The organism is Lacunimicrobium album (genome assembly GCF_052161635.1).
Classification (GTDB): domain Bacteria; phylum Planctomycetota; class Planctomycetia; order Planctomycetales; family Planctomycetaceae; genus SXPC01.
Genome location: NZ_CP197413.1, coordinates 2,159,949 through 2,184,221 on the forward strand (window position 1 = coordinate 2,159,949; position 24,273 = coordinate 2,184,221).

General features: G+C 53.6%; 19 protein-coding genes. 11 read left to right on the top strand and 8 right to left on the bottom strand.

From position 1 onward, the window contains the following. Window positions 1–160: 160 nt before the first annotated feature. The gene (locus SH248x_RS08515; protein ID WP_459558106.1) at window positions 161–823 is read left to right on the top strand and encodes a hypothetical protein; all 663 of its coding nucleotides are present in this window, start codon (window positions 161–163) and stop codon (window positions 821–823) included. Window positions 824–1,019: 196 nt separating this feature from the next. Here SH248x_RS08515 and SH248x_RS08520 read toward each other — a convergent pair whose 3' ends face one another. The 3 genes from SH248x_RS08520 to SH248x_RS08530 form a co-directional block, all read right to left on the bottom strand. Continuing rightward, window positions 1,020–2,405, bottom strand: coding sequence for a tRNA modification GTPase (locus tag SH248x_RS08520; RefSeq protein WP_459558107.1), 1,386 nt, complete (start codon window positions 2,403–2,405; stop codon window positions 1,020–1,022). Window positions 2,406–2,531: 126 nt separating this feature from the next. Next, a complete protein-coding gene (gene yidC, locus SH248x_RS08525; protein ID WP_459558108.1) occupies window positions 2,532–4,535 on the bottom strand; it encodes a membrane protein insertase YidC in 2,004 nt (667 codons plus the stop codon). Between the two features lie 159 nt (window positions 4,536–4,694). Then, window positions 4,695–5,438 carry a metallophosphoesterase family protein gene (locus tag SH248x_RS08530; protein WP_459558109.1) on the bottom strand — a complete coding sequence of 248 codons (744 nt, stop codon included), beginning with the start codon at window positions 5,436–5,438 and terminating at the stop codon, window positions 4,695–4,697. Between the two features lie 715 nt (window positions 5,439–6,153). Here SH248x_RS08530 and SH248x_RS08535 point away from each other — a divergent pair. From SH248x_RS08535 to SH248x_RS08555, 5 genes are all read left to right on the top strand, one after another. Beyond that, the gene (locus SH248x_RS08535) at window positions 6,154–7,545 is read left to right on the top strand and encodes a sigma-54-dependent transcriptional regulator (RefSeq protein WP_459558110.1); all 1,392 of its coding nucleotides are present in this window, start codon (window positions 6,154–6,156) and stop codon (window positions 7,543–7,545) included. A gap of 184 nt (window positions 7,546–7,729) precedes the next feature. Continuing rightward, complete coding sequence (locus SH248x_RS08540) at window positions 7,730–8,692, top strand: Rossmann-fold NAD(P)-binding domain-containing protein (RefSeq protein ID WP_459558111.1); 963 nt, start codon at window positions 7,730–7,732, stop codon at window positions 8,690–8,692. Between the two features lie 55 nt (window positions 8,693–8,747). After that, window positions 8,748–9,704, top strand: a complete 957-nt coding sequence (locus SH248x_RS08545; protein WP_459558112.1) for a UDP-glucuronic acid decarboxylase family protein — start codon at window positions 8,748–8,750, stop codon at window positions 9,702–9,704. Continuing rightward, the gene (locus SH248x_RS08550; protein WP_459558113.1) at window positions 9,689–10,699 is read left to right on the top strand and encodes an NAD-dependent epimerase; all 1,011 of its coding nucleotides are present in this window, start codon (window positions 9,689–9,691) and stop codon (window positions 10,697–10,699) included. Before SH248x_RS08545 ends, SH248x_RS08550 begins: the two co-directional genes overlap by 16 nt. Window positions 10,700–10,972: 273 nt before the next feature. Next, window positions 10,973–11,983: a glycoside hydrolase family 5 protein gene (locus SH248x_RS08555; RefSeq protein ID WP_459558114.1), complete on the top strand. Its 1,011-nt coding sequence runs from the start codon at window positions 10,973–10,975 to the stop codon at window positions 11,981–11,983. 75 nt (window positions 11,984–12,058) lie between these two features. Here the strand turns inward: SH248x_RS08555 and SH248x_RS08560 are convergent, their stop codons facing one another. Continuing rightward, window positions 12,059–12,748: a hypothetical protein gene (locus tag SH248x_RS08560; protein ID WP_459558115.1), complete on the bottom strand. Its 690-nt coding sequence runs from the start codon at window positions 12,746–12,748 to the stop codon at window positions 12,059–12,061. Between the two features lie 221 nt (window positions 12,749–12,969). Continuing rightward, window positions 12,970–13,530 carry a hypothetical protein gene (locus SH248x_RS08565; RefSeq protein WP_459558116.1) on the bottom strand — a complete coding sequence of 187 codons (561 nt, stop codon included), beginning with the start codon at window positions 13,528–13,530 and terminating at the stop codon, window positions 12,970–12,972. 323 nt (window positions 13,531–13,853) lie between these two features. On the opposite strand from SH248x_RS08565, the gene SH248x_RS08570 reads away from it, so the two are divergent. The 5 genes from SH248x_RS08570 (at window position 13,854) to SH248x_RS08590 (ending at window position 20,837) form a co-directional block, all read left to right on the top strand. Beyond that, window positions 13,854–14,459, top strand: coding sequence for a hypothetical protein (locus tag SH248x_RS08570; protein WP_459558117.1), 606 nt, complete (start codon window positions 13,854–13,856; stop codon window positions 14,457–14,459). 556 nt (window positions 14,460–15,015) lie between these two features. After that, window positions 15,016–16,968: a DNA primase gene (dnaG, locus tag SH248x_RS08575; protein WP_459558599.1), complete on the top strand. Its 1,953-nt coding sequence runs from the start codon at window positions 15,016–15,018 to the stop codon at window positions 16,966–16,968. A gap of 387 nt (window positions 16,969–17,355) precedes the next feature. Next, window positions 17,356–19,041 (top strand): sigma-70 family RNA polymerase sigma factor, encoded by a 1,686-nt coding sequence (rpoD, locus tag SH248x_RS08580; protein ID WP_459558118.1) that lies wholly within the window; start codon window positions 17,356–17,358, stop codon window positions 19,039–19,041. Window positions 19,042–19,279: 238 nt separating this feature from the next. After that, the gene (locus SH248x_RS08585) at window positions 19,280–19,981 is read left to right on the top strand and encodes a zinc ribbon domain-containing protein (RefSeq protein ID WP_459558119.1); all 702 of its coding nucleotides are present in this window, start codon (window positions 19,280–19,282) and stop codon (window positions 19,979–19,981) included. A 415-nt stretch (window positions 19,982–20,396) separates the two neighbouring features. Next, window positions 20,397–20,837, top strand: coding sequence for a hypothetical protein (locus SH248x_RS08590; protein ID WP_459558120.1), 441 nt, complete (start codon window positions 20,397–20,399; stop codon window positions 20,835–20,837). 106 nt (window positions 20,838–20,943) lie between these two features. On the opposite strand, the gene SH248x_RS08595 is transcribed toward SH248x_RS08590, so the two are convergent. The 3 genes from SH248x_RS08595 to SH248x_RS08605 all read right to left on the bottom strand — a co-directional run bounded on the left by SH248x_RS08595 (window position 20,944) and on the right by SH248x_RS08605 (window position 24,217). Further along, the gene (locus tag SH248x_RS08595) at window positions 20,944–21,789 is read right to left on the bottom strand and encodes a tetratricopeptide repeat protein (RefSeq protein ID WP_459558121.1); all 846 of its coding nucleotides are present in this window, start codon (window positions 21,787–21,789) and stop codon (window positions 20,944–20,946) included. Between the two features lie 50 nt (window positions 21,790–21,839). Then, window positions 21,840–23,363, bottom strand: coding sequence for an ATPase (locus SH248x_RS08600; RefSeq protein WP_459558122.1), 1,524 nt, complete (start codon window positions 23,361–23,363; stop codon window positions 21,840–21,842). Between the two features lie 152 nt (window positions 23,364–23,515). Then, window positions 23,516–24,217: a hypothetical protein gene (locus tag SH248x_RS08605; protein WP_459558123.1), complete on the bottom strand. Its 702-nt coding sequence runs from the start codon at window positions 24,215–24,217 to the stop codon at window positions 23,516–23,518. Window positions 24,218–24,273: the final 56 nt, after the last annotated feature.

Sequence of the window (24,273 nt, forward strand, 5' to 3'; positions counted from 1 at the left end):
CTGACGATGTCTCGTTCAGTGTGAAACCAGCCGAGTCCATTTTTCGAAAATGCTGGCTATTCCGGCCGATACTGCGAATCCAACCCGGCAATATCGGTGTTGAAGCAGAGTCAATGTTCGATGCGACACGGTTAACCAGTCGCCTTTCACGGAGATCGATATGCTTCGAATTACTGCCTGCTTGACGTTACTTGTTCTCTGGTCCGCAGATGTGTCGGCACAGTCGCGCACCACGTCAGGGACTGGATCAGGAACATCCGCCTCAAGTCGAAACAGCAGTACAGGTTCGACTTCTCGTGGGACGACAGGCGGTCAGGGCTCGACGCGAGGTTCAGCAACCGGAGCATCTCAAGGCATCAATGCAAATGCAGGCGGAGCAGATAGTGTCAGTCGCGATTTCGGCAACGACATGGTTGGCTTCACTGATAATGCCGGAGGACTCGTCGGGAATGCCCAGGCAGGGACTCAATCGCTGAACATGCAGACGCCGAATTATCAACAACGCAATAGTGCCTCACGTCTTTCCAGTTTGAACAGCCGGATCAAGCAGGTTGATATCCGTGGCGGGGTTCGTCTGGGATTCAACATTGAGCCAAGTGCACCGCGCACGTTTGCTTCTGCTCCACTGCCACAACAAGTCAGCAAACTCGTCGCAGCGAAGAGAGTGAATGATTCCGTTGCGGTCGAGATGTACGAAGGCGGTACCGCGATCCTCACCGGGACTGTTCCAAATGCTCAGAAAGCAAAACTGCTCGAGATGTATATGATGCTCGAGCCAGGTGTGAGAAATGTTGAGAACCGCATGGTGATTGCAGCCGAGTAGAGTGGCTTGTATTCCTGAAGATCAACCGAGAGGTGAAGGCTAGGCTAGGCTTTCACCTCTTTTTTTGCGCCCGGTGCCTAGATGGTGCCATGCTCACAGCTTTGGGTGAGCATGCTGCTTCACTTGACATTGGAGCGTTCAGAACATGCTTGCTCAAAGCTGCAAGCATGGCACGCAAGCTACCCGTTGTGGAACCTCACTTGCCGATGCAGAATTTGCTGAAGATGCGGTCGAGCAGGTCGTCGGTGTAGACAGCGCCGGTGATTTCGCCGAGGTGTTCGAGGCCGGAGCGGAGGTCGCTGGCGATGAGTTCGTCGCCGGTGCGGGACTGGGCGAGGGAGAGGGCGGATTCGAGGAGTTCGAGGGCTTTGCTCAAGGAATCGCGACAACGGGCGGCGGTCGAGCCGACGAGAAGACGTTGCTCGCCTTGCTGGTGGGCGTGGCAGGTTTGTTCGATAAGATGCTGGATCTCGGCGAGGCCGGTTTTCTGGTGGACGCTGAGGGGAATGTCGTAATGTTCGTTGGGTGAAGTGGGAAGCAAGTCCGACTTGGTGAACGCGTGGAGGACGGAGTCGTGTTGGTGTCGAAGCAGATCGGCGTGGGTTGAGTTGATCGGGCCAAGGATCGGGTCAGAGGCGATGTCGGGAGATGTGCACCAGATGAGGACGTCGGCCTGGCTGATGATTTCTTCTCGGAGTCGCTGGGCTTGCTGCATAGGGCCGAAAGGGTCTTGTTCCCAGCCTGCGGTGTCGATGAGTTCGATCTGGGTGTTATGCCACTGGATGGTGTGACGCAGGTAATCTCTTGTCGTGCCGCGGACAGCCGAGACGATGGCTGCGTCCTGACCAGCGAGTGCATTGAAGAGCGTGCTTTTGCCAGCGTTCGGGAGCCCCGCGAGGACGACTTTGAACGGGTGGTCCTGACGGAACTGGTTGGACGCTGCGTCGCGCAGTTCGCGCGTCTTACTGATGACTTCATTGAGGCTAAGGATGAGGGACGAGCGGTCGACGAAGTCGATGTCTTCTTCGACAAAGTCGAGGCCGGCTTCGAGATCTGCGAGGTGGTCGAGGAGGGCGAGTCTTAAGGCCTGGAGTTGAGTCGAGAGACCGCCGGCAAGTTGGGAGAGGGCGGTTTTGAGTTCGTCGTCATCACGCGCATGGATGACGCCGAGGACGGCTTCAGCTTGAGTCAGATCGAGCTTACCAGCGAGGAAGGCGCGGAGGGTGAATTCGCCTTGCTTGGCGGGGCGGGCGCCGGACTGGTAAAGCAGAGTCAGGACGTGATCGAGGATGACCGGTGAGCCGACGAGGTGGAACTCGGCCAGAGGTTCGCCGGTGTAACTGCGCGAGCCCGGCCACAAGTAGAGCAGGGCGTCGAGGGGAAACTTCTCGAAGACGGTCAGTGAGCCATGGTGGAGACGAGGGGCTTCTCTTGAGACTGCGGTGTCGAAGCGGGAGGTATCAGTCGGGGTGAAGATTTTCTCGACGATCGGAAGTGTCTGTGGGCCGGAGAGTCGGAGGATGCCGCGCGGGGCGGAGCCGGGGGGAGAGGAGAGGGCAGCGATGGTGTCGTCTGGGTGCATTCGAGAATTGTAGGGTCTGCTTTGCGGACCGTAAAAGAGCTGTCTAATAAGAAAGAGGCGGCTATTTGAGTAGTAGCCGCCTCTTGGAATCATACCGCATTGAAGGTCCGCACAGCGGACCCTACGTCAACTCGGCTTCTTGGTTTTTGAGAGTTGTTTGGCTTGCGGGTCGTTGGCGGCTTGATCGAGTTGCTTCATGAGGTTGCTGAAGTAGCCGGGTTTCTTTTCAACGTCTGGTTTTTTGTCGTCGGTTGAGGCCGGCGGCTCGTTGGCGCCGGTCCAGTCGAGGAGTTTCCGTTCGGCCAGACCCCACAATGAGCTGGCGATGAAGTAGACGCACAGACCCGCGGGGACTTTGTAGAACATGAAGCCCATGAAGACCATCATGTAGCTCATCATCTTCTGCTGCATCGCCTGCTCATCGTTGGTCGGCGGCGGCATGAACATCTTCTGCTGCACGATGAACAGGACGATCGTCAGGATCGGCAGCAGGTTGAAGGAGTTGGTTCCAATGAACGGGAGTGTGAAGGGGAGAGTGAAAAGGTGATCGGGGGCAGCAAGATTATCGACCCACAGGAAGCTCGCCATTCGCAGGTCAACCGAGTGCTGCAAGGCGCTGTAAAGGGCGATAAAGATCGGCAGCTGGAACAGCATCGGCAGGCAGCCAGCGAGCGGGTTGTAACCGGCTTTGGCGAAGAGTTCCATCTGGGCGCGAGCCAGTTTTTCCTTGTCGTCGGCGTATTTGGTCTGGAGCTCTTTGATCTTCGGCTGAAGCTCTTTCATCTTCTGAGCACCCTGGACCTGCTTCCGAGACAGCGGGAACATGGCACCACGGACGATGACCGTCAGCATGATGATGCACAAGCCGTAAGGCAGGAACAGGTAACGGTGGAAGATGTTCATCATGCTGAGCATCAGTTTGGCGATCGAGCCGAACCAACCGTATTCCATGATGTCGTCGGCTCGGAGCGATGCCAGAAGCGGGCTGCGTTTAGGACCCGCGAAGAGCTGGTATTCGTGGCCGACGGTTTCGCCTTTGGCGACGGCTACCGGCTTCGATTCGAAGGTGAAACCGAAGTCCGTGTGATTGCGGTCACGTCCTGGAAGGTTCAGGTAAGGCACGACGCGTTCGATGTAAGACGATTCCAGCTGGCTGCCGACGGGGTGGAGCAGGGCAGCAAAATACTGGACGTCCTGTCCGAGAAACTGGAACATGCCCGTGTAGGTTTCGACCTTTTTGGGATCATTTTCTGTCTGTGCTTCTTCGAACTGATTGGCCAGCTCTCCTGCGGTCACCTGGACGTGACTAACCCCCCCTTCAACATTCAACATGCCGAACTGGAGATTGCGGAATCGCTGGATGTTATCGACGTTCTCCAGCGGCAGACCGACTGGACCATGTGATTTGTACGAAAGCTTGAGCTCTTCGCCCGACTGGTTGATGAACTCGATTTTGGTTTTGAGCAGGTAGCCGGTGGGATCGGTATCGCGCGCGTCAGACTTGCCATTCTGGATGGTGTAAGTGCGCCGAACGGTGACTTTGCCATCGGGAGACGGGTATTCGAAGACGGCGGTGTCGTCCTTGGTCAGTTCTTCGTTGACCTTCCAGTTAATGACATCCAGCTTGCCCGATTTGCCTTTGAGCTGGTCATCGATGTAAGGGATGTTGGTCTGGAGGGTTGCCAGTTCAGGATTGTGGTTGTTACCAACGACAGCCAGAGGAACAGCGCGGTCGGTATCGGTCGAGTAACGAGGGTCATTGAGCTCGATGCGAGAAACGCCCGCCCCCTTCGATGTCAAACTGACCTGATAGTAGTAGTTGGATTTCGGATCGAGGGAGCCGAGGACGACTTCACGGTAAGGGTAGCTGGTCACTTCAACCGGTGGCTTCTCCTCCGCGGCGGCCGGCTGACCCTCTTCAGCAGGTTTGGTGTCGGGTGTTGCGGGTTTGGCGTTGACGTCGGCTGGTTTGACTTCGCCGTCAGCGAGTTTCTGCTCGTTGGCTGCGTCTGGTTTGACGGGAGGCTTTGGAACCAGTTGTGGGAAGAACGTCGGAACGATCAGGTAAAACCAGACCGATGAGAAAACGACGCAGGTGATGACGTAAGTAATGAGACGTCGTTGTTCCATGACAGGAGAGCTCGAATCGATATCAAAAAGGAAACGTCGCCCTGGGTCCTCCGTGGAAGCAGTCGGGCGACAAAAAAACAAAAGTAGGGCTACGCTCGGAACGCCCGGGGGCGTTGGATGGTTTAAGCAATTCCAGTCGTGACCGAAATTTGCCGGTGATTAACGACCGTCTCGCAGGCGATCACCGAGGAAATTATCCAGTTCGGGAATCGGGTAAATCTTTTGAGCTGTCTTGTTGAAGTCGTAAGGGACACGTTTGAAATTGATCGTCTTGCCGTCAAGGACGACGTAGCTGGCACGGTTGTCACCATTGCGAGGCTGACCAACTGAACCGACGTTGACGAGGATTTTACGGTCGGTGAGCGTGTATTTGAAGTCGCATTCTTCCGGAGACAGGAACATCAGGTCTTCTGAGAAGACGCCCGGGATGTGAGTATGTCCCTGGAAGCAGTATTTATCGACCAGTCCGAAGATGCGTTCCATTTTTCGCTGGTTGTAGACGTCTTCGGGGAAGACGTACTCGTTGAGCGGGTTTCGAGCAGAGCCGTGGACGAACATGATTTCCCCTTCGCGTTTAATCCGGGGGAGTTCGCCGAGAAAGTCCCAGCGTTTTTCGTTGCCTTTGGCGTCGGCGGATTCGAGTTGGCGACGGGTCCAAAAAATGGCTCGTTCGGCACCGGCGTTAAAACCTTCCGGGTCGAACATGGCTGCTTGATCGTGGTTGCCGAGGATAGTGACCTTGGCCCGCTGCATGATCAGATCGATGCATTCACGGGGGTTCGGGCCATAGCCGATGATGTCACCCAGGCAGTAAAGTTCAGTGATGGATTGCGCGTCGATGTCTGCCAGCACGGCCTCGAGGGCTTCCAGGTTGGCGTGAATATCACTAATGATCGCTCTCAAATGACGGCACTTTCGCAGATGACGGCACAGTTGATCGCCTTCTTTTGACTGGGAAGGCGAAATGTCGCAAGTCGAAACAAGGCTTGGAAAAAGGACGATTTCCCCGGCTTCGACGCTGTGGGGTGTGAAAATGATCACATTCCAGACCACTCCACAACCAGACATCTTAGCATTGGTGACCTGTGATTCGGTAGAGTTTGCCCCTTATGGGAGCCAAAAACCGCAAAATTCGCTGTGTTTGCAGTTCCCGATGTGACTTTACGGCCCGATCGGAAAGTCAGCAGCGATCCCTGCTTCCCAAGAGGGGACTTGAGCATTTTCTGTGAGAAATTCTCTGTCGGCGGATTTGGGGAATGTCAGATTTCCGGTCGCAACGATTCTCCGGACAGGGAATTATAACCCGGCGCGCGGAATCATGTTGACCGAACGCAACCGTGACATAGGTTTGCGTATCCTCTCGGCAACAGAAGTCTCAATTTTCACACGGCGGACGTTCAGTAGGAACAACCACCACCCGAGTCTTGTGTTGCGTTCTGTCTCCCAACAACTTCCACGATTCAAATGTCTTCCACTTTGCCCGAAACGGCCTGGAACGGTCTCGACTTGCGCACGCATCGAGACGTTCCGGCTTACTCGCGGTCATCCGACCCAATTCTGCCTGATGGCTTTGCCGCGCAGATTGTCTCGACAGAACTCAGCCGAAGAGAACAACTCCATGAAAATGAACCAGGGTAAACTCCTGCTCGTCGATGACGACCGCCACATTCTTGAAGCGATGGCGGATTACCTGCGCAAGTCAGGTCACCGTACCGAAACGGCTGCCACCTGCCAGGATGCCATGAAACGGATGAGCGAATATCCGTTTGATGCCGTCGTCTGCGATGTCAACCTGCCTGATCGCGATGGCTTTCAGTTGCTCGAATGGGCGACTCGAAACGTCCCGGACACCTCCGTCATCCTGCTGACAGGGTATGGCACGATTGAAAGTGCCGTCGAAGCCATCCGCATGGGGGCGTTCGATTACCTGACCAAGCCAGTCCTGGAAGACGAACTTCAACTGGCGATCCAGCGATCACTCGGTCAAAAGAAGATCGTCGAAGAAAACAAGCAGTTGAAAGCACAGCTGGACCAGAAGTTCGGCTATCAGAACATCGTTGGCAAAGACTACAAGATGTCGAAGATGTTCGACCTCATGGAGAGCGTCGCTGACACGAAGACAACAGTTCTCATTCTCGGCGAGAACGGAACTGGTAAGACGATGACCGCCCGTGCGATTCACCAGATGAGCACACGACGCGATAAGCCATTCGTCGAAGTCGCCTGCGGGGCGCTGCCAGATACGCTGCTCGAGAGTGAACTGTTCGGACACGTCGCGGGAGCTTTCACCGGTGCTTCCCACGACAAGATGGGGAAATTCCTGCAAGCTGATGGTGGGACGATCTTCCTTGATGAGATCGCCACCGCAACGCCATCACTGCAGGTCAAACTGCTTCGCGTTCTTCAGGATCGCGAATTCGAACCCGTCGGCGGCACGAAGACCTATAAAGTCGATGCCCGCCTGGTACTCGCCACCAACGAGAATCTGGAACAAGCCGTCGCAGAAGGTCGGTTCCGTCAGGATCTGTATTACCGCATCAACGTCATTACTCTGACACAACCGCCGCTGCGTGAACGGATCGGCGATATCCCGCTGTTGATCGAACGCTATCTGGAAGATTTCAATCAGCAAAACGGCAAGAAGGTCGATCGTTTCAGCGACGATGCACTTTCTGTTCTGCAGCGTTACAACTGGCCGGGCAACGTCCGAGAACTGGTCAACGTTGTTGAGCGAGCAGTTGTCCTGTCTCGAAGTAACATCGTCCATGCCGAAGACCTGCCAGAAGCAGTTCGGAACGCGGTCTTCAACCCGCAGTCAAGTGATGCCCACTTCTATGGTGCCTCGCTGAAAACAGCGCTGGCGAATCCGGAACGACAGATCATTCTGGAAGCCTTGGAGTCCAACGGCTGGAACCGACAGGGAACTGCAGAAGCGCTCGGGGTCAACCGCACGACGCTTTATAAGAAGATGAAGAAGTACAACATCACATTCGAAAACCAGCACATGTGATAACGCAGGCAGCCTTGCCAAACTGGGCAAGGACTTGAATCCGCCACATCGTTTTTCCTCTGTGAATTTCGCTGCAAACTTCTAGGAAGCCAGGCCACTGCCTGACTACGATTCCAGCCAGCGACGATCGTCTGTCGATGTGCGTCTGTCTGCCTCACCAGTGCTCTATCAGGAAATTGTCTCTATGAAAGTCATCGTCACCGGCGGTGCTGGATTTATTGGTAGCCACATCGTCGATGCCATCCTGGCTGGCGGTCATCAGGCCATCGTCATCGATAACATGAGCTCCGGAAGCCGGGACAATCTGCCTGCGGGTGTCGTTGTTCATGAAGCGGATATCTGTGATCGCGATGCCGTCGAGAAGATCTTCGCAGAACACAAGCCGGAAGCCGTCTGTCATCAGGCGGCCCAGCTGTCGGTTTCTCGCTCCGTACGCGAGCCGATGATGGATGCTCAGATCAATGTCATCGGACTGCTCAATGTGCTCGAAGCAGCTCAGAAGAATGGTGTGAAGCGATTCGTCTTCGCGTCTTCGGGCGGCGTTCTTTACGGCGATCAGACGGAACCTGCCCCGGAATCGACACCCCCAGATCCAATCTCGCCGTACGGCATTACGAAGTGGATGGGCGAACGTTACGTGAAGTTTTTTGCCGACGAACATGGCATTGAAACCGTCGCGCTGCGTTACTCGAACGTCTACGGACCACGCCAGAATCCCCACGGCGAAGCGGGCGTTGTCGCGATTTTCTCCAAGCTGATGCTGGGTGGCGAAGCAGCCCGCGTCAACGGGGATGGGAAATATGACCGTGACTATGTCTACGGCCCCGATGTCGCAAAAGCCAACTACCTGGCTTTGACGAAGCCGCTGCCTGCCAAATTCAATGCCTTTAATGTTGGTACTGGCGTAAAAACCGATGTCAACCAGTTAGCCAACCATCTGCGTGACTGCTGTCAGACCATTCTTAAAAAGAATGGCAAAGCCATCACCGTCCCGGAACCGACCAAGGGTCCGGCTCGTGCTGGTGACCTGCGATCGAATGTGATCGATGCCTCATTGATCGAGAAAACCTTCGGCTGGAAACCAGCTGTGACCGTCGAAGAGGGACTCCGTCAGACGGCTGACTGGTTCTTCGAACATACTAAGTAAATCAACCTCAAGACCCTGCTCGAAATCTGCCTCCATTTTCCATCTAGGAACCACCATGAAAAAAGTGATCGTTACCGGCGGTGCCGGATTTCTGGGAAGCCATCTCTGCGAGCGTCTGCTCGATAAGGGTTATGACGTGATCTGCGTCGATAACTACTTCTCTGGATGCAAGGAAAACATCCTGCACCTGATGGGAAACCCACGTTTCGAAGTCATTCGACACGACATCGTCCACCCGCTCTACCTGGAAGCAGACGAGATCTACAACCTCGCCTGTCCCGCTTCTCCGGTCGCCTATCAATACAACCCCATTAAGACCATCAAGACCTCAACAGTCGGTGTGGTCAATATTCTGGGACTGGCAAAACGGACGAAAGCCCGTGTCCTGCACACCTCAACGTCGGAAATCTACGGTGATCCGGAAGTTCACCCGCAGAAAGAAGAGTACTGGGGCAACGTCAACCCGATCGGGCCTCGCAGCTGCTATGACGAAGGAAAACGGGTTGCAGAATCGCTGTTAATGAACTATCACCACGCTCACGATATCGATGTCCGCATCGTGCGGATCTTCAATACATACGGGCCGCGGATGGATCCAAACGACGGTCGCGTGGTGTCCAACTTCATCAATCAGGCACTTCGCGGCGAACCATTGACCATCTACGGCGACGGTAGCCAGACACGATCGTTCTGTTACGTCGACGATCTGGTCCGCGGGTTCATCACGTTCATGGAACAGGATGAGCATATCGGGCCGATCAACATGGGAAATCCGGTCGAAAATACGATGCACGAACTGGCCGATGCCGTCCTCAAAGCGACCGGCGCGACCTGCGGCAAAGATTTCCGACCACTCCCGAAAGACGATCCAAAACGACGCTGTCCCGACATCACCCGCGCCCGCACACTGCTGGGCTGGGAACCGAAAGTCGACCTGGCCACCGGTCTTAAGAGCACGGTAGATTACTACCGCAGCATCATGGCCAAAGGGAACAGGTGGGTAAATACTTAGTCACTGGAACAGCCGGTTTTATCGGTTTCCATACCGCACAGCGTCTCCTCAATCGGGGAGACGCTGTTGTCGGTTTAGACATCGTTAATGATTATTATGATGTCACGCTTAAAGAAGCCCGCTTGAAGCTTCTCAGCCAGCATGCAAAGTTCAAATTTCTAAAGATTGACCTCGCTGACCGCGAGAAGATGAGTGAAGCATTCCAGACGCAGCGTCCGGACATCGTCATTCACCTGGCTGCTCAAGCCGGCGTCCGCTATTCGCTGACCAATCCCCATGCTTACATCGACAGCAATCTTGTCGGGTTCACGAACATCCTCGAAGGGTGCCGGCATAACAGCGTTCAGCATCTGACATATGCGTCTTCGAGTTCAGTCTATGGCGCCAACCAGTCGATGCCGTTTTCGATTCACGACAACATCGACCACCCGCTCAGCCTCTATGCTGCGACGAAAAAAGCCAACGAGCTGATGGCTCACACCTACAGCCACCTTTATCGCCTGCCAACAACGGGGCTGCGATTTTTCACTGTCTACGGACCGTGGGGACGCCCGGATATGGCGATGTTCCTGTTCACGAAAGCAATCCTGGCCGGCCAGCCGATCAACGTCTTCAACCACGGCAAGATGCTGCGGGACTTCACCTATATCGACGACATCGTCGAAGGGGTTGTTCGCACGGCTGATCACACCGCAACGCCGAACCCCGAGTGGAGCGGCAAGACTCCCGATCCAGGGACAAGCAACGCCCCGTATCGGCTGTATAACATCGGCAATAACCAGCCCGTCGAGCTGATGCACATGATCCATGTTCTGGAAGACAAACTCGGCAAGAAAGCAGAGTACAACATGCTCCCCATGCAGGCGGGTGACGTCGCAGAGACTTATGCCAACGTCGATGACCTCGTCAATGATGTCGGTTTCCAGCCGAAGACAACGATTGAGACGGGGATCAGCAATTTCGTCGATTGGTACAAGGCCTATTACAAAGTTTGATCGCGCAAGTAGGGTGCAGGTGAGTCTTTGAACCGCACCAAATGGGCATCCAGTTCAGATCATCGTCTGCTTCAAAATCAATATCCATCTGATGCGGTTCGCGGAGCCTCACCAGCACCTTACGCCTCAGACACCCCATCGTTTCGGTGGGGTATTTTTTTGCGCATGAAACACTCAGAAAGCCAGATTTTGCTCTTTAAGTCTCTCAACGACCGATAGAATCAACAAACGCTGATCCAGTCAGACAATGACCATTCAACATAGAGACTGTTTATGATTCGCCAGTTCGTGACCTGTGTCGTTTTGCTTGTTTGTGTGCAGACTCTCGTCGCTGAGGATCAGACATCGCGGTCTGCTTTTGAGATCAACAAGACGCTCGCCAAGACGGTCAACATGGGAAACATGCTCGAGCCGCCATATGAAGGGGCCTGGGGACTGACTTTGAAAGAGTCCTATTTCCCGATCATTGCGGAAGCAGGGTTTACGGCCGTGCGGATTCCCGTCAGCTGGGGTTATCACACGGCAAAGGAAGAACCGTATCAGATCGATCCGGAGTTCATGGCGCGCGTGAAACGGGCGGTCCAGGCGGCACTGGATGCGAAGCTGGCGGTCGTGCTGAACATTCACCATGACCCTTCGATCAATGAGCATCCAGAAGAAAGCTGGCCTCGCCTTCGAGCAATGTGGAGCCAGATCGGACGCGAGTTTGCAAACGCCCCTGATACACTCGTCCTGGAACTGCTCAACGAACCGCATGACCAGCTCAACGCCGAACGCTGGTTGAAGATGATCCCCGATTTATTGGCGATTGTCCGGGAATCCAACCCGAAGCGTGTCCTCATGGTCGGCGGGCCAAACTGGAACTCGATCAGCGATCTCCCCAAGCTGAAACTGCCAGAAAACGATCCTCAGATCATCGCGACGTTTCATTATTACCTGCCGTTTGAATTCACCCACCAGGGAGCAGAATGGTCGTCCGAGCATGTCCGCAATATCCGACGCGAATGGACGGGAACTGCTGAAGAAAAAGAAGCCATCGACAAGCATTTCAAACTGGCCGCTGAGTGGGGCAAAGCGAATCACCGCCCCTTATTTTTAGGTGAGTTTGGAGCCTATTCGAAAGCAGATCAGCCAAGCCGGATTCGCTGGACGAAGGCGATCGTCGAGACGGCCAAGAAGTATGAGATCTCCTGGGCGTACTGGGAATTCGCGGCTGGATTTGGGATTTATGACCCGCAGGGGGAAGCGTGGAAAGTAGATCTGCGTGACGCGCTGTTGAAATAAGCAATACGCAAAAAAGAAAAGCCTTGGTGAATACCAAGGCTTTCCCATAAGAAATTGACCATCAAGACATGACGACTAGAAGTCGATCACCACATTGCCATTGCCAGCAAAGTATTGATCAATGGTTGCCTTATCGGTATCCAGGAACAGCATCCATTCTTTCGGCATGCCTTTCACGCCGATGACATAGACATCATATTTGCCCGTCGAAGTACGTTTGCAGATCTTGATCTTTGGAGCAACGATCTTCGCAATTTCACACTCTTCTGTGATCTCTTTACAGTCTTTGCAGGGAACACAAACCGTAATCTTGCAGCACTTGATCGTGTAGGAATGAGTCTTGAACTCTCTGGTTTCCTTGCACCGCGTAACAAGTTTGGGACCATCAACTTTCACGTCCGAATAGTCTTTACATTGAATGTAAAACTTTTCGTCGTAACGCTCGGTGTCGAGTTCGCCGATGACATCGACTGGCAGATCAAGACAGGATTTCCCGTCAGGACATTGTCCATTCTCGACATCAACGATCGATGGCTTGTTGAGGCCAGGCTTGCAATTATCGCAATACTGCCCGGGGGTATTGGGGTCGCATTTACAACCGTGAGTCAGGTCGGGGAGGGTGGCCGTTGTTGAGACTGGCGTTACAGAAGCCGGTTTCGCTTCCTCCCAAACAACACGACCACCAGGGTAAATCACCTTACGCTTTTCACCGGCATTGACCATTGAAGTAAAGCACAGCGCAGCAATCAAAACGGCGTACTTCATATACGCTTTCTCCTAAAAATGATGCTAAAGTGGAAATCCGTTCAACGCTAAATGGCCATTTCCCCCAAATTACCACTACTGTAAAAACAATCAACTCCTTTTCGTTCAATTGTTCATTTTTTCATACATATTCGCAAATCACCAATATTCGGATGATAACTAATCAAAAAAAAGCCTCGGCAGAATTCACTGCCGAGGCTTTTCGCAACGTATCGCAGAGCTTACTTGATTTCGTAGGCTTCTTCTTTCGCAGCATCGCCGCCAAAACTCTTGCGGAAAGCTTCCACCTGGGCTTCGACCGATTTCTTCGGGCCAGTCAGTTTGAGGAAGTAGTTCCCCTGGGTGGTTTCGATGATGACAGCCAGCATGCGGTAGTCAGGTTTGTCGACGGTTTTACGCAGGATAGGCGGGCCGTCTGGTTTCTTGTAGGTGCCCGTCAGGTCGAGCAAGTAGTAAGGCTTGCCTTCGGCGGTTTTCCCCTTGGTGGACTTCTTCTCGGCGCCTGAGAACTGACCCTCCCAGCGCATCAGGTTTTCGTTGACGGAGCCGCCGAAGGGAGGGAAGACGGCCAGTTCGGTGATCTCAGTTTCACCTTCTGCGGATGGGAGTTTGAATTGTCCCAGGCGGAGGTTGTTGTCCGGTTTGACCTTCTCCCAGTTTGAAGGGATCTGGAGGGTCAGCACATCGTCCATGGCGACGGGGGTCGTGTCAGCGGCGTACACTTGGGCTGCACTGCAGACCGCCAGCAGGGCGACGAGACTCAGACAGTGGGAGAATCGCATGGGTGGTATCCTTTGCAAGGTGTCGATAGAGACGCGGGGAGAGTCGGCAGGCCGAGGAGCGCAGACCAACTCGGGGATTTCGATCTTCATTGTCACTGTTCACTCGGAAGAATCAATTCTCGTTTCATTGAGTCTGCGAATTGTCGCAAAAACGGATGTGTGAAAAAAAGTCCACAAGCAGATTGACAAATCACCCCAGAGCCCCTAAATTAAAGGTCTCTCAGGTTATCAACACGCTTCAATTTCGATGTTGTCTTTATAAAGACGCATCGACCGCTCTCAGGAATGTGGATTGTCTCCACCGCTTTTGCAGGTCCTGAGCGATGCATTCCAATCCTCGACGCTTTTCCAGCGATATGGCTTTGCCGTTGGCTGTTTCCAGTCATGTCTCGATTTCGGAAATCGATGAGAGGCTGTCTCAAATCGAAGAGTTATTAGCGGTCAGGAAAATCGGCCAGGCTCGTCAAATCGTGATGAAGCTGTCTGTTGAGTGGAATTCACTGGAAGACGTCACAGCGGAGGCGACGGAGCGGCTTGGACGGGCGCTCCTGGAACTTTCGGAATATCAGCTGGCGGAGCATTTCTTGCGTCGCGCAGTGCAGGAATCAGCAGGGGAAAGCGAATGCCTGGGGAGCCTGGGAATCTGCCGGCTGATGCAGAACGACGGTGAAGCGGCGATGCCATTTTTCAAACAGTCAGCCAGATTGCATCTTGCAGACGGTGATGTCGAAGGGCTGCTGGCGGATCTGAATAACATGGTTGCCTGTAGTCTGAGCCTGAATCAGCCACAGCTGGCGCGAGATGCGATTCTGGAGATTGTCGAGAATCGTGCCTGGCTGACCCCGGAGTTGGAGATTCAGATCGAGGAACTGGTCGGATCACTGGAGCGCTGCGAGGCTTTGATGGGTGCGAATCCGTTGTGGAATTGACGGAGTGATCAATTTCGCAGAGTTCCCTCATCGGACCTCGAAGACTCGGCCACCTTCTCCCCGAGGGAGAAGGGTCAGAAAACGGCTCCCCGGGGGAGAAGGAGCGGAAACGAGGATCAATTCTGAGGGGGTGTTGCCGAATGGCGACGAAATGGCTCTCAAGTGACATTAACGATTGGCTAGACCCTGATTTTCTGTTTGATTCTCGGGGTTTGTGGCGGTCTAAAACATGCGGATTCTTCCAAGATTTCTTGACCATCACCGTCTATCAAGTAGAATTGCAATGTTCCGGCGATATTTGTGTTGAAATCGAACCTTGCGGGGTTTTTCACCATGTCCCGGCCATGCTGCTGAGTTTTGAGTTCGCGACCTATTTTTTACTGCGTCACGATTTCATCCGGCCAAACGCCCTTAGCACCATGACACTGCACAATCGAAGACCAGACCGAGACAATCGATCTCCGTTTGGTCTTTTTTATTCCACACGCGTGAGCTGCGCGGGTGACTTCCTTCTTCACCTTTCCTCATTGAAAAATCGGAGTTCTCTGTGTCGTCAATGATGGGTGGTGATTTCAAAGAGCAGGTACGGGCGAAGACGAATATCGTCGACCTGATCAATGAGACGCGTCCCGTGATCCCCAAACGAGGTGGTCGCGAGTACGTCGCGCTCTGCCCGTTTCATGACGACCATACCCCCTCGATGACGATCAACCCGGAACGCCAGACCTATCGCTGCTGGGTCTGCAATGAAGGGGGCGATTGCTTTCACTACTTCATGAAGCTCGAGAACGTCCCGTTCTTCGATGCTCTGAAAATGCTGGCGGAAAAAGCTGGTATGGAAATGCCAACCAGTTCTGTACCCGCAGCAATGGCTGGCAAGAACAAAGCCGACATCTATGCGGCTTGCCAGTGGGCCAGAGATCAATTTCACCAGTGCCTGCTGAATTCGCCTCACGCTCAGAAGGCGAGAGATTACCTCCTTGATCGCGGTATCCACGAAGAATCCTGGATCAAGTTTCATCTCGGTTTTCACCCTGATCATTGGACATGGCTGATTGATCGGGCAAACGACAAGTTTTCCCTTGAGACACTCGAAGATGCCCGTCTGATTGCCAAACGCCCAAATCAGCCGGGGTATTACGACTACTTTGTTGGTCGAGTGATGTTTCCAATTCACGACCTGAGCGGACGATGCGTTGCCTATGGCGGGCGTGTTCTGCCGGGTTCAGATTCAAATGGACCGAAGTATTGGAACTCGCCGGAGTCGATCATTTTCTCGAAGAGCAACCTCGCGTTTGCGCTCGATCTGGCACGCGATGGGATCAAACGTAAGAACACGGTCCTCGTGATGGAAGGTTACACCGACACGATCATGGCGCACCAGTATGGGCTGGATCATGTTGTCGCGACGCTGGGGACTGCCCTGGCTGATACGCATGTGTCACTGCTCAAGCGTTTCTGTCAGCAGGTTGTTCTGGTTTATGATGGAGATGGGCCAGGACAGGCAGCAGCCGAAAAAGCGCTCTCGCGGTTCGTCGCTCAGGATGTTGACCTGCGGATCCTGACGCTGCCAGAGAAACTCGACCCAGCCGATTTTCTTGCTCAGAAGGGTGTGGAAGCGTTTGATGAGTTAGCTTCCAATGCACCTGATGCGCTGGCATTCAAACTGGAAGCACTCATTCGTAAGCACGGGATCGGGACAGAATTTGCCCGCCAGAATGTGCTGGTCGAGATGCTGGCGTTGTTGAAGTCGATCCCCCGGTCGATTCCCAAGCCACACGAAGATCGCATGCTGCAGCGGCTGGCTCACCGCTTGGGGATTCGCGAGGAAACGATTCGGGCCGAACTGCGACGACAGAAGTCTCCGGGCCCGACCCGGAATGCGTTTCGCGAGTCGGTTACCAGCTCGACGGAGCATGTCGATGAAAACGCTGCCGTTGAGCAGCTGCGTCTTGAGAAAAAACAGCAGTTTGACCGCATCAAATCTGGAAAAGCGGGGAAAGACGCTCGTTTGATTTGTGAAGTTTTGCAGATCATCCTAGCTGCACCAGAAGCAGCCAAAGTTTTCAATGCGGAACTGAGGACGGACGAAATAGAGGAGGGCCTCTTAAGAGGTCTCTACGCCCATTGCGTATCATCAGATCGACTTAGTCAATTAGAAGCCGACTCCCATCAAAATCAGAACTCCCTCCTCGATCTCCTGTCTGACGACTCACTCGAGTCTTACTTTCTTCGTCCTCTGGCCGAGTGGCTGCTCAGCGAAGCTGAGCTCAAGCAAGTGGCTGGCAAAGTGCGGGACGAGTTAGGCATCACTCCCATCGAAGCCACCGGCATGACCGGGACGTTAATCGCGCAGTTGAGACTGCGTCGAAGTCGTCGTGAGCAGTTGTCCGGGATTCCCGGTCAGTTCAACACGTCGGGAAGTCTGGATGAGACTTCGATGGAAGCGTTCCGAAAAGCCGCTGATTTTCACCGTCAACGGGCAGATCCGAGAAAATCGTCCGCATAACCCCGAACAGTCTTAGAACTCATCTTGTTTTCTTATTTAGTGACCAAATACTTTAATTAGTACCAATGATTGAATATTTGACCTGATGAAGTGTTTCCCCGTTCCGTCTTTCTCGTCGCGATCGCATGGATGTCGTCGTCACATTCTGAATAACGCGGACAGCTGCGGCGATCAGAATGTTTCTCACAGGATGGTTTTCGGAAATGTTGGCCTCGGAAAACTGGAAGCACAGTCGTGCTTTAGACTCTCTGAGTAACCAACAAAACAGTGTCCATCTGAGTTACCTGAAACACTGGGTGACTCACAACAGAGTGACAGCGTTCCAAAATCGATAGACCTGCCCCTCGACAGACCCCAACGAGAATCCAATAGAAGCTGGAGTCCTCCGTGCATCAAGTTGACGACCGCCTGCGTGTCCTGATCCAACAAGGCCAAAACAGTGGCTATCTGACCTTCACGCAGGTCAACGACTATATCCCCGACGAAGACGTCAATCCGGAGATCCTCGATCGCCTCCTGATCTCGCTGGAGGAGTTGGGGATTGAAGTCATCTCCGACAAGCAGCTGCCCGCCAAAGAGCGAGAGAAGCTCGAAAAGCAGGTCGCAGCAGTCACCAAGACGACCCGTACCAAAAAGAAGAGCAAGAAGAAAGACAGCCTGCTCGAAGAAAGTGGCAGCCGTCGCATCGAAGATCCGGTCCGCATGTACCTGACCCAGATGGGACAAATCCCGCTGCTGTCTCGTACGGAAGAAATCTCGCTGGCCAAGAAGATCGAAATCACCCGCAAGCGTTTCCGTCGTCAGTTGCTGGGCTGCGATTATGCCATGCGACAGTCGATCGAGATTCTGACGAAGGTCAGTGTCGGCGAGCTCCCTTTTGATCGAACAATCAAAGTCTCGATGACGGAAAGCCTGGAGAAGGAACAGGTCCTGGGACGCATGCCCCATAACCTGAAGACTCTCGAATACCTGCTGCAAAAGAATACGAACGACTTCTCTCGCTTCAATGAACCCGCTGCTGCCAAAGAAGATCAGGACATTGCCTGGAAGTCTTTGCAGACACGCCGTCGCAAGATGGTGACGCTGATTGAAGAGCTGTCGCTGCGAACCCAGCGTCTGCTGCCGATTCTGCGGAAGATGGAGCAGATCTCGCGTCGCATGACCGAACTGCACCGTCGCCTGCTCACGCTGAAAGGCGAGCGAGCTGATAAAGACGAACGAGCCAATGCTCAGAAAGAGCTGCAGGATCTGATGCAGCTGACTTTCGAGACGCCTGAGTCCCTGCATAAGCGAGTTCGCTCGATCCGTGAACGCTACGCCGCTTACGAGCAGGCGATGCGCGACCTGTCGGGCGGTAACCTGCGACTGGTTGTTTCGATTGCCAAGAAGTATCGCAACCGTGGATTGTCGTTCCTGGATCTGATTCAGGAAGGCAATACCGGCCTGATGCGAGCCGTCGACAAGTACGAGTACCGACGCGGTTACAAGTTCTCGACGTATGCCACCTGGTGGATTCGTCAGGCGATCACGCGTGCCATCGCGGATCAGGCTCGTACGATTCGCATTCCGGTTCACATGATCGAAACGATGTCCAAGCTGCGTAAGGTGAGCAAGGATCTCGTCCAGGAACTGGGGCGCGAGCCGACTATGGAAGAAACCGCAGAAGCTGCTGGTATTTCTCTGGATGAAGCTCGACGCGTTCTGAAAATCTCACGTCATCCGATCAGCCTGGACCGTCCGGTTGGCGAAAGTGAAGACAGCTACTTCGGCGACTTCATCGAAGACCACACACACGAAAGCCCGATCGCGACCGCTGCTCAGGAGATGCTCAAGGACAAGATCGACAGCGTTCTCAAGACGCTGACGTATCGCGAACGCGAGATCATCAAACTGCGTTACGGCTTGGGTGATGGTTACACTTATACGCTGGAAGAAGTCGGCCGCATCTTCAAGGTCACGCGTGAACGCGTCCGCCAGATCGAGGCCAAAGCCGTCCGCAAACTCCAGCACCCGGTTCGTTCCCGCCAGCTGAAGGGCTTTATCGAAACGATCATGGCCAGTGCTGGTCAGTGATTGGTGCTGAATGCAAACACAAGGAAAGGCCGGTGAGAAATCACCGGCCTTTCTTTTTTGGATCGTATGGATCGATCCGCGTTGATGATCGCGAAAACGGTGATGTTGTTTGCGTCTCAGGTATGGCTGCAGTATTCTTACCGATTGGCAGCGCAAGACTTCCCGCAAAAATGTCTTAGCAGTACCGCCAGTTGACTGGCTCATTGCGTCGCCACTTGTTCGCTCAGAGGAAAAGTACATGACGGTTTCGGCAAAGGATCTAGGCCATCTTCATAACCTGCACATTGAGTTTCAGGAGATTGTGGGCCAGTTGGATCGTGGACCGAAGCGGATCAAAGCCAAGCAGCAGCAGACTGCTCAGAAAATGCAGGAACTCGACGAAGCCCGGGCGACTCTGAAGCAGACCAAGGTCTCCGCTGAGCAGAAGAATCTCGAACTCAAGTCGCTGGAAACGCGAATCAGTTCGATGAACGGCAAGCTCAACCAGGCGACGTCGAACAAAGAGTTCGAGGCGATCAAAGGCCAGATCATGGCTGACGAAATGGCCAAGAGCGTGCTGGAAGATGAGGGATTGGAGATTCTTGATCGCGTTGATGTGGCTTACGCGAAGATGAAAGAGTGCGAAGAGGCGCTCAAGAAAGCACAGGAAGAAGAGAAACTGTTCCGCGATCAGTTCGATTCTCGCGCTGCCGAACTCAATGCCAGCGCCAAGCGTCTGGAAAGTGAGATCGTCGCTTCATCGAAAGTGATTCCTGCCGAGTTTCAGGAGCAGTTCCGTCGTGTTTCTGCGAACAAAGGAGCCGACTGCATGGCTCCGCTGATTAACGGAACCTGTCAGGGGTGCTATTTCAACCTGCCGGCTCAAACCGTTATCACCATCAAGACCGGGCACATTGTCTTCTGTAAATCATGTGCAGCTCTACTATACCCGAGCGAATAATTATACCCGAGCGAATACTTTGATGCGTCAGCGGTAGCTTTGCGGACTTTGTAGTCGTCGACCGAGCAAAATAAATTTGCAATGCTCGCCCATCATGCACAAGATGGGAACGTATTCTGGTTCGCTATCGGAATTGTCACCGGCAGTGACCAACTTTATGGTGAGTTTTCACCACACGGGATGTTGATTTACGTCATCATTTTCACCACAGCTTGTCGCGTTTTCAAAACGAAAAAAGGCGGGTGAGAAAAAGCGTTCAAGATTCTTAGCTTATTGTTTAGACAATTGCGACATCGCCCAAATTGGTAGTTGGCAAACTTTTTTTCGCCGGTAGATTGGCCCAGTTCTTGCTTAAACAAACCATCACACGAGATGCTCACCTACTGTGATTTGTTTCAAATACAGGAACCTCACCATGGCACCACGCAAAAACACTGAACGTATCGATGTCTACCAGCACCGAGGCATGACTGTCCTGGATATGGGTGACATTGAGATCTGGGACGGAGCCGATCTGTCTCTGATTCGAGATATGTTGCTCGTCGTGATTGAGAAGCGTGGCTCGAAGCGAATCGCTGTCGAAATGAGTTCGGTCAAGTACGTTCCAAGTGGCTTCTTTGGAATGTTGTTTGACTGGTTTGATCGCGGGATTGAGATCTCTATTCTCTCACCACAGGATAATGTCCGTCAGATGCTGTGGTGCAAGCGCTTCTTCAGCTCGAAGGACAACGAGATTTATCATCTCCACGTCGGGCCACAAGTCGCATACGCCGAAGCCGATGCAAGCGAAGAGTGGAGCGATGCGGAAAGCAATTCAGAGCATGAGTATGATTTTGCAACAGTGTCGGTGAACTGAAAATCATAATCCAGATACCGCCGTAAATCCATACGTCTGCATACTTTTGTGACCTGGATTGATATGCAGATTGCACACCACGCAGGCATCGAAGCGAACTCGCAGGTTAATGCATCGCTTCGATTCCTATCGGGGTCACAGAACTCTCGGGAATAATTCCTGGCTTGGATTCAACAGTCATTGGGACTTGTTGAATCGCCATCCCGGCTGGACGATTGACAGTCTGGTTTGCTGACGCAGCCTCGCTGTGGCTGGCTTGAAGAATGGCCGCCTGGTATCCATTCGGATCTCTCTGGCGTGCTCGTGCCAGATATTGATCGGCAAGCCCCTGTTGGCCTTGTCGTCTGAGAATCACGGCGATGTTGATCTGTGCTGCTGTTTCGCCGACCGACTTGGACATGTGCGTTAAAGCTACCTGATGACGTCCCAGTTCAGCCAACACGACGCCCAGTTCCAGGTTTGCTTCCTTGGAAGTGGGGTCAAGTTTGTAACCGGCCTCGAACTGCACGAGGGCTTCCGGGAATCGTCTTTGAGCGACGTAGAATCGACCGATGCGAGATCGGACTTTCCCCGACTCAGGATGCTCAGCTACCAGTTTGAGGTATTCCCGCTCAGCCTGTTCCTTCTTACCTTCCAGATCGCTGAGTTCCGCCAAGCCGAGAAACGCGTCAATATTTTTCGGCTCTTTTTCTAATGCCTGCTGATAAGCGACCCGCGCCTCGGGGTAATGACCGAGTTGGGCTTCCCAGGCACCGTATGCCAGGAAGAGTTGGGCGGGCTGCTTAATATCTTTCATTGTTCGCGGAACATTGGACGATTCCAGTTGCGCGAAGGTTGGCTCTTTGACTTTGACGGCCTGTGGCTCATTGTAAGCCACTTTCTTTTTCCGCATCCCCGCGCAGCCTGTCAGGCCGACGAGCAACAGAAGAAGTAGGCAAATCTGTTGACGCATGAGATCACCGGAGTATTCGAATAGTCGCCTTAGACCCGAGAACGCATCTCTCAGGCATGCAGGTGAGGGAAAAACTGAGTCGCTGCTTGCGATACAATCGTTAAAGTCGGTTGGAACTCTTGTCTGTTGAATCGACAGATCGCCTCGGCTATCTCCAGCAAATCTCGGGGGTCACTGGATCGCGGGCTTCTTGACTGGCTGTAAATCTGCTCGAACAGATAGTCAATGACGTCTTCGTGGTAGTCCAGTTTTCGACGGTCACACATGAGTCGCCAGATGCGGGTATAGGTCTCCCGGTCTGGAGGTTGAATCGCGATCTTGTGTCTGATCCGGCGTAAAAAGGCATCGTCGACGAGCGACTGAGGATCGAGATTGGTCGAGAAGATGATCAGCTGCTCGAAAGGAACCGAGAATTTTTCTCCGGTTGCCAATGTCAAATAATCGATGCGTTCCTCGAGCGGAAGAATCCAGCGGTTGAGGAGCTCTTTCGGGCTGAGCAGTTGACGACCGAAGTCATCGATGAGGAAGACGCCACCATTGGCTTTGATATGCAAAGGAGCCTGATAGTAGCGAGACGATTTGTCGTAACGCAGTTCGAGCATCGAGAGATTCAGCTCTCCGCCCGTGATGATGACCGGGCGACGGATGCGACGCCATCGCTGGTCGAAATCAGTTTCGTCGGTCAGATTCGATGTGCTTGACTGGGCGATGCGACTGGGAGTGATCGATTCCCGGTGACCTTCCTGTTGGTCTGTAGCTTGATGAATGGTGGGGTCAAACATCGTGATGATGTTGCCGGACACCTGGATCGCATAAGGGATATAGATCTCCCCGCCAAAGCGATTGAGATAGGTCCCGAGTCCTTTGGCAATCATCGTCTTGCCGTTGCCGGGAGGTCCGAAGAGAAAGATCGATTTGCCGCTGCAGACTGCAGGACCGAGTTCCGACATCAATGCTGGCGAGATCACCAGCCCTTCAAACGCGGAGCCGAGTGTCTGCGAATTGCAGCTTATCTGGGCGACATTCTGCAGCTTGCAGTATTTGACATAGTCAGCCAGCGGAACGGGTGCAGGCCCGATATAGCCTGATTGCTCCATGGCATCGCGGGCACGCTGGCGTCCGAGATCGGTCAACTGAAAGCGATACGAAACGCGCCCCATCACCTCGCCGGTCAAAACCTCGATCTGCTTTTCATGAGTCAGCTGTTGCAGCGTCTCATCGATCAAAGCATATGGCAGCTTGAGCAGCCTCGCGAGGTCGAATCCGATCAGCTGGCCATGTGCGTACAAGAGCTTGACGATGAAGGCCGAGAGTTGACCCGGATGGAGACCTGCTTCTGCAAGGGTCTTGGGTGTTCTTGGCTGCGGAATCGGTGCGAAGCCTCGCCCGTATTGGCCAAGAAGCTGAGTGACGCTGCTTTGAGCCGGATTCTCAGCTTCGGGTCTTTTCGCAAAATTCTGCTGCAGCGGGAATTCTTCGAACAGCTTGTCGAAGAGATCCTGAAGGTTCTTTCCGCCCGCTGACGCGGACTGGCTTTCCACTCGGTGAGCCCCCTCTCGTTGTTGTTGGTCCATGATTCGGTCGATCCGAAGAATGCCTGACAACTAAACGAGGTCTTCGCGTGGTCGCAGAGTGAGTGAAAACCAGCCGAGACAGCTATCACACATGCCGGTCACAGCAAAAGCATTTGATAATCGATTTGAAAACCATCTTCCCAGAATGGTCGTCAAGATCCACTATCAGAGCCACCGCTGGCACTTGGCGAGGTGTATTGAATGTGAGGAGCGGGCATGTTCTCGCGATACGACTTCTGATACGTATCGACTTCGAGGGCACTGCGTCCAATCGGACCTGCAACACGCAGCATGACAGGAATCTCAGCGGCTCCCATGACCGACAGTTCGTTGGTCACTGTCGAGAGTCGGGCATCGTTGATGCCTTTATCATAGGAGGATGCCACGAAAGCCTGGCGATGTTGAGCAGGTGCGTTTCCGATGATCCACTTCAGTTGCTCGCGACCAGCAGAATTGAGTTCCTGCGTATCGGCGTTGAAGTGATAATCGAAGAGTGTCGAGGCTGCTTTCCAGCCAGCTGTGACCTGCATATCCAAGGCATCATGCGTCACTGCACGATCCTGGATGTTGTAAGGATAAGGCCAGTACTTGGCGGCGTGGTACTGCTGGAAGAAAAGGCGTTCCGGGCCGTCGGGGCGTTGCTCGGGAGGCCAGACCATGCCATGTTTGAATTGACGAGTTGAGCCAGGCGGGATCGCTGCGTAATACGAGTAATACTCGGGCGAACCTTTTTTAAAGCCAGATACGGGATCAACCTTTTCCCACGGCCAGCCAGCGGTGAGCAGATGAGGCCCAAAGCCGAACGTTGCGAAAAACGCAAACAGCCACACAAACCATGTTAACCGACGCATCATGCCCTCCATGGCAGATTTCGAATCATCCCCATTCTGACAAAAAGTCAGCGCATCAA